6 protein-coding genes are annotated in these 6,687 nt (G+C 69.0%); 2 read left to right on the top strand and 4 right to left on the bottom strand.

All coding sequences use genetic code 11. The features are described from left to right. Window positions 1–101 precede the first annotated feature (101 nt). From nadD to UK23_RS37380, 3 genes are all read right to left on the bottom strand, one after another. Window positions 102–683: a nicotinate-nucleotide adenylyltransferase gene (gene nadD / locus UK23_RS37390; protein WP_082115289.1), complete on the bottom strand. Its 582-nt coding sequence runs from the start codon at window positions 681–683 to the stop codon at window positions 102–104. 180 nt (window positions 684–863) lie between these two features. Beyond that, the gene (locus UK23_RS37385; RefSeq protein WP_196778064.1) at window positions 864–2,027 is read right to left on the bottom strand and encodes a cytochrome P450; all 1,164 of its coding nucleotides are present in this window, start codon (window positions 2,025–2,027) and stop codon (window positions 864–866) included. Window positions 2,028–2,043: 16 nt separating this feature from the next. After that, window positions 2,044–3,309: a glutamate-5-semialdehyde dehydrogenase gene (locus tag UK23_RS37380; RefSeq protein WP_231114850.1), complete on the bottom strand. Its 1,266-nt coding sequence runs from the start codon at window positions 3,307–3,309 to the stop codon at window positions 2,044–2,046. A 63-nt stretch (window positions 3,310–3,372) separates the two neighbouring features. Here UK23_RS37380 and UK23_RS37375 point away from each other — a divergent pair, with 63 nt between their 5' ends. Both UK23_RS37375 and UK23_RS37370 read left to right on the top strand, forming a co-directional pair. Next, entirely contained in the window at window positions 3,373–5,457 is a 2,085-nt protein-coding gene (locus tag UK23_RS37375; RefSeq protein WP_045316494.1) for a RecQ family ATP-dependent DNA helicase, read from the top strand. A gap of 55 nt (window positions 5,458–5,512) precedes the next feature. After that, window positions 5,513–6,445, top strand: a complete 933-nt coding sequence (locus UK23_RS37370) for a PrsW family intramembrane metalloprotease (protein ID WP_231114849.1) — start codon at window positions 5,513–5,515, stop codon at window positions 6,443–6,445. Here UK23_RS37370 and UK23_RS37365 read toward each other — a convergent pair. Beyond that, entirely contained in the window at window positions 6,439–6,684 is a 246-nt protein-coding gene (locus UK23_RS37365; protein ID WP_045316493.1) for a hypothetical protein, read from the bottom strand. The genes UK23_RS37370 and UK23_RS37365 overlap by 7 nt on opposite strands. Between the last annotated feature and the right edge of the window lie 3 nt (window positions 6,685–6,687).

The following is a 6,687-nucleotide window of genomic DNA, read 5'->3' as shown; positions in this document are numbered from 1 at the left end:
CGGTGCCTGTAGCCAAAGTCTTGCCTTCCACGAACCAGCAACAACCCGCTGATTGTTGCTCCCCGCGCGCTCGGATGCACGCAAAATCCACCCGAAGGTGGTCACGACTCGGAGTACAAGCCTGTTTTCGCGATGTACTGGACCACACCGTCCGGGACCAAATACCAAACCGGCTGGCCCGAGGCAGTCCTTGCGCGACAGCCGGTGGACGAGATCGCCATGGCCGGGACCTCGATCAACGACACCGCTCCCGGCGGTAGGTGACGGTCGTTCAGCGTGTAACCCGGACGAGTGACCCCGATGAAGTGGGCCAGATCGAACGCGTCGGCGGCGCGCTTCCACGACAGGATCTGCTCCAGCGCGTCGGCACCCGTGATGAAGAACAGGTCGGCGTCCGGGTACTGCTTCTTGAGGTCGGTGAGCGTGTCCACCGTGTACGTGGGGCCGTCGCGGTCGATGTCCACGCGACTGACCGAGAACCGGGGGTTCGACGCCGTGGCGATGACCGTCATCAGGTAGCGGTCCTCAGCTGGCGAGACCTCGCGCGACGCCTTCTGCCAGGGCTGACCCGTCGGCACGAAGATCACGCGGTCCAGGTCGAACTTGGACTGCACCTCGCTCGCGGCCACGAGGTGGCCGTGGTGGATCGGGTCGAACGTGCCACCCATGACGCCGATGCGCATCCGGAAAGCGTAGACGGGCGCCGGACCGCTCCCGTGGTCCGGCGCCCGTCGTGCTGATCACACCGAACGGCCCTGGGGGAGGACGGGCCGTGCGGGTCGCGGCCCACCCCGAAGCAGAGCCGCGCAATGGAGGAACGCGCGTCGGCGGCTCCCCTTACGCGGTTGCGCCAAGATTTTTCGCTACCAGGCCACCACGAGCTTCACCGGGCCCCTGACCAGCGAACCCCTGCGGAACTCGACGGGCTCCGCGAGCCGCAGACCGGGCATCCGGCGCAGCAACGTGCCCAGCGCCACCTGCAGTTCCATCCGCGCGAGCTGCGCGCCGAGGCAGAAGTGGATGCCGTGCCCGAACTGCAGGTGCTGGCCGACCTCGCGCGCCAGGTCCAGCTCGTCGCTCTTCGGGTACACCGACTCGTCGCGGTTCGCCGACGACACGACCACCAGCACGGCGTCGCCTTCCTTCACGAGCGCGTTGCCGACCTGGACGTCCTCGGTCGCGATGCGCGTGAAGCCGGCGCCACTGCCCAACGGGATGAACCTCAGCAGCTCCTCGATGGCGTTCGGCAGCGTGTCCTCGTTGAGGCTCTTCATGGCGTTGGGGTGCTCGAACAACGTCACAACGCTGTTGGCCAGCATGTTCGCCGTCGTCTCGTGGCCCGCGACGAGCAACGTGATGCCGAACCGCACCAGCTCGTCCTCGCTCAGCCGGTCCTCGTTGTCACGGGCCGCGACGAGCGCGCTGATCAGGTCGTCGGTGGGCTCCGCACGGCGCTTGGCCACGAGGTCGGCGAAGTAGGCGTACAGCTTCGTGACGCCGTCCATCGCCTCTTCCGGCGTGTAGCTGCCGATCGTGGACAGTGCCTGGTTCGACCAGAGGCGGAAGTCGGCGCGGTCCTCGAACGGCACGCCGAGCAGCTCGCAGATGACCGTGATCGGGAACGGCATCGAGAACCCCTCGACGAGGTCGCCGGGGTTGTCCAGCCGGTCGAGCAGGTCGTCGACGATCCGCTGCGCGCGCGGGCGCAGCTCCTCGATCCGTCGCACCGTGAACGCCTTCGACACCAGGCGACGCATGCGCGTGTGGTCCGCGCCGTCGGTCGTGAGGATCGAACCGCCGGGCGCGATGAGCGGCTGCATCCTCGGCACGTCGCGGTCGACCGTTCGCGCTCTGCTGAATCTCGGGTCGCCCAGGACGAACTTCGTCTCCTCGTAGGACGTGACGAGCCAGCCCTCGCCGCCGTACGGATACGTCACGCGCGTGACGGGCTCTTCGCGCCGTAGACGTTCGTAGGTCGGATCGAGGACCAGCGCGTCGGTCTCGGAGAACGGGTACGTGGGAGCCATGTCTCCCAACGTAGGACTACGCCTTCGGGCGCGTGTGACCTTCGCCCCAGACGACCCATTTCGAGGACGTCAGCTCGGATAGGCCCATCGGACCGCGGGCGTGCAGCTTCTGCGTGGAGATGCCGATCTCCGCGCCCATGCCGAACTCCGCGCCGTCCGTGAACGCCGTGGAGGCGTTGACGAACACCGCCGCCGCGTCCACCCGGGTCGTGAACTTCCGTGCTGCCGCAACGTCATTCGTGACGATGGCCTCGCTGTGGCCGGAGCCGTACGTCGCGATGTGCCGCACCGCGTCGTCCAGCGAGTCGACGACCTTCGCCGAGATGTCGAGGCTCAGGTACTCGGTGCCCCAGTCGTCGTCGGTCGCGTTGAGAACCTCATCCTGCTGGGCGAATGCGGCGTCGCCGTGGATGATCACGCTCTCCTGTTGCAACGCCTTGGTGATGCGCGGGACGAACTCGTGCGCGACGTCCTTGTGCACCAACAGCGACTCGGCCGCGTTGCACACGCTCGTGCGCCGCGTCTTGGCGTTGAGGACGATCGCCTCGGCCATGTCGAGGTCCGCGTGCTTGTCGACGTAGACGTGGCAGTTGCCGACGCCGGTCTCGATCGTGGGAACCGTCGCCTGCTGGACGACCGCGTTGATCAAACCCGCGCCACCACGCGGAATCACCAGGTCGACGAGGCCGCGTGCGGTGATGAGGTGGGTGACGGACGCGCGGTCGTGGCACGGCAGCAGCTGCACGGAGTCGGCCGGCAGGTTCACGCTTTCGAGTGCATCGCGCAGGACGGCGACGAGCGTGGTGTTGGAGTTCTCCGCCGTCGAGGAACCTCGCAGCAGCGCGGCGTTCCCGGACTTCAGCGCGAGACCGGCGGCGTCGACCGTGACGTTCGGACGGCCCTCGTAGACCATGCCGACGACGCCCATCGGGACGCGGACCTGCTTGATCTCCAAGCCGTTCGGGAGGATGCCGCCGCGCAGCACCTCGCCGACCGGATCGGCCTGTCCCGCAACGGTTTCGAGGCCTACAGCCACGCCTTCGACGCGGGCCTCGGTGAGCGTGAGGCGGTCCAGGATGTTGTCCGGCAGACCCGCTGCCTTGCCCGCTTCGAGGTCCTTCTTGTTGGCCTCGATGATCTCTGGCGCGCGCTCGCGGAGAGCGGCCGCCATCGCGTGCAGCGCGGTGTCCTTGCGCTCACGCGTGGCGAGGACGAGTTCGTCGGCGGCGACGCGGGCGCGGCGGGCTGCGGCGTGCACCTGGTCGCGCAGGTCATCAGTCACGCAACACAGCTTACGACCTGCGGCAATCACAATTGTCAGACCGGCCTGGCAAGCTTGCGCCTCATGGACGACATCGCGTTGCGGGAGCTGGCCGAAGAACGGCTGCGGGCACTGGCGGGCCCGCAGGCGGTGCTGCGCGAGGACCAGTGGACGGCGATCCACACCCTCGTCGCCCAGCGCCGCAGAGCTCTCGTCGTCCAGCGCACCGGCTGGGGCAAGTCGGCTGTGTACTTCATCGCGACGGCGTTGCTGCGACAGCTCGGCGAGGGCCCGACTGTCATCGTGTCGCCACTGCTCGCGTTGATGCGCAACCAGGTCGACGCGGCGGCACGGGCCGGTGTGCACGCGGTGACGATCAACTCGGCGAACACCGACGAGTGGGACGCCGTGCAGGAGCAGGTCGCGGCCGGCGAGGTCGACGTGCTCCTGGTGAGTCCGGAACGGCTGAACAACCCCGACTTCCGGGACACCGTGCTCCCCTCGCTCACCGCGTCCGCGGGCATGCTCGTGGTCGACGAGGCGCACTGCATCTCGGACTGGGGCCACGACTTCCGGCCGGACTACCGCAGGCTCCGGACGTTGCTGACGGAGCTGCCACCGGGCGTGCCGGTGCTGGCGACGACGGCGACGGCCAACAACCGGGTGGTCCACGACGTCACCGAGCAGCTGGGGCTCGGCGCCGACGAGGGCACACTGGTCCTGCGCGGCCCTCTCGACCGCGACAGCCTGCGTCTGTCGGTCGCGCTGCTGCCCACCGCGGAGTCACGCCTCGGGTGGCTCGCGGAACAGCTCGACCGGCTGCCGGGCTCGGGCATCATCTACACGCTCACGGTCGCGGCGGCGGACGACATCGCGGCGTTCCTCTCCTCACGCGGTTTCACGGTCGCGGCGTACTCGGGCAAGACCGAGCCCGCCGAACGCGAGCGCGCCGAGGAGGACCTGCTGAACAACCGCGTAAAGGCGCTGGTCGCCACCTCGGCGCTCGGCATGGGTTTCGACAAGCCGGACCTCGGGTTCGTCGTGCACGTCGGTGCGCCCTCGTCCCCGATCGCGTACTACCAGCAGATCGGCCGGGCGGGCCGCGGCGTCGAACGCGCCGAGGTCATCCTCCTGCCGGGCCACGAGGACCGCGACATCTGGTCGTACTTCGCGTCCCTGGCCTTCCCGCCGGAGGTCGTGGTGCGCCAGGTGCTGTCCGCCCTGGACGGCGCGGGCAAACCGTTGTCGACGGCGGCGCTGGAGCCGATGGTCGAGCTGTCCCGCAGCAGGCTCGAAGTGGTGCTGAAGGTGCTGGACGTCGACGGCGCGGTCCGCCGGGTCCGCGGTGGCTGGGAGTCCACCGGCCGGCCGTGGGAGTACGACGGCGACCGGTATGCGCGCATCGCCGAGGCGCGCAAGGCGGAGCAGCAGGTGATGGTCGACTACCTGCGCACTCCGTCGTGCCGCATGAAGTTCCTGCAGGACCAGCTCGACGACCCGACCGCGCACGCCTGCGGCCGTTGCGACAACTGCACCGGCGAACGGCTGTCGGTGGAGGTGTCGGAGTCGGCGGCGGGCGCGGCTCGCGAACGCCTGCTGCGCCCCGGCCTGGACGTGGCTCCGCGCAAGATGTGGCCGACGGGCATGGCCGCGATCGGCGTACCCCTGTCCGGCAAGATCCCGCCGGCCGAGGTCGCCGCGACCGGCCGCGCTCTGGGCCGCCTCACCGACATCGGCTGGGGCACCAAGCTGCGCGACCTGCTCGCCGACGGCACCGACCGCGAGATCCCCGAGGACGTCTTCGCGGCCTGCGTGAAGGTGCTCTCGGCGTGGGGCTGGGACGACCGCCCGGTCGGCGTGGTGACAGTGGGCTCCCGCCGGCGCCCGACGCTGGTCGGCAGTTTCGGCCAGCGCATCGCCTCGATCGGCCGCCTGCCGCTCCTTGGCACGGTCTGGCTGGGCGAGTCGACGCACCGGGCCAACAGCGCCCAACGTCTCGCTGGCCTCGTCCGGTCCGGCGAGACACCGGACGTGTCGGGTGTGGACGGTCCGCTGCTGCTGATCGACGACCACGTCGACACCGGCTGGACGATGACGGTGGCGGCCCGGATGCTCAGGAGGGAGGGGGTGCCCGCGGTGTTGCCGTTCGCGCTGGCCGTCACGAACTGACCCCGAGTTGTCCCGGTCGTGGCCGGGCGAGAAACTGCCGGCCATGGTTTCGCCGGTGGCACGCACGCGCAGGTCGTGGCTGCGGATGTTCTTCATGGGGCTGGCGCTGTGGATCGCGACGGTGGTGATCACGTACCTCACCGGCAACGCCAACCTGATTCCGACGATCGTGCTGCTGGGCAGCTTCCTGGTGCCGGCGACGTTCGTGGTGTGGGCGTTCGAGCACAGCCACTCCGGTGAGGTGTCCGGGGAGATCGTGTTCCGGACGTTCGCGGTCGGCGGGGTGCTGGGTGTGCTCGGGGCGTCGTTGCTGGAGACGTACCTGCTGCACCCGTCGCCCTGGCTGTTCGTGGGCGTCGGGCTGATCGAGGAAGCGGTCAAGCTCGGGGCGCTGGCTCTGCTGACGCGGCATCTGGTGCACAAGTCGACGCGTGACGGGCTGGTGCTCGGCGCGAGTGTCGGGTTCGGGTTCGCGGCCTTCGAGTCGGCCGGGTACGCGCTCACGGCGACGCTGACCGAGAACGGGCTGTCGTTGATGGACCTGGTGACGACGGAGTTGTTGCGGGGCTTCCTCGCGCCGTTCGGGCACGGGCTGTGGACGGCGATCTTGGGCGGTGTGTTGTTCTCGCGCAGTCGTCGCGAGCACTTCATGCTCACCAGGCGGTTGCTGTGGGCCTACCTCGGGGTGTCGTTGCTGCACGCCCTGTGGGACTCGATGAACAGCATCGCCATCGTGATCACGTTGGTGCTGACCGACCAGCCGTGGCAGGAGCAGGCGTTCGACGCCGGTTACCTGCCGCAGCCGACACCGGCGCAGGTGCAGCTGTTCACCGTGTTCACGTGGCTCGGTCTGGCGTTGATCTCGGTGGTCGGCGTCGCCTGGCTCGTGGGTCTCGTACGGGCGTCGCGGCGGGAGTTCAGCGCGGTACGTGGGTACGCGCTACCGACCGACGCACGCTGGTGGCCGGCGGGCCGACCGCCTCAGTGACGGCGGGAGGTGCTGTTGCCGAGTGCTCCCAGTGCCACGAACACCAGGCCGATGAGGAAGAACGCGGTGGACGGCGCCGTGCTCCTGGATCCGAAGAAGATCACGACACCGATGAGGGCGAAAAGCGTGCCCAGCCACACGAACGCTTGAGCCCACGACGGGGCGTTGCGCAGGTCCATGTCGCGGTGCCGCCGTGACGAGAAGTCGGGCTCGGACGAGAAGTCGTCATCGTCATGCATGTG

Source organism: Lentzea aerocolonigenes (genome assembly GCF_000955955.1).
In the GTDB taxonomy this organism is placed as follows: Bacteria; Actinomycetota; Actinomycetes; order Mycobacteriales; family Pseudonocardiaceae; genus Lentzea; species Lentzea aerocolonigenes_A.
The sequence above is the reverse complement of the archived record's forward strand: the minus strand, read 5'-3'. Positions and strand labels throughout refer to the sequence as shown.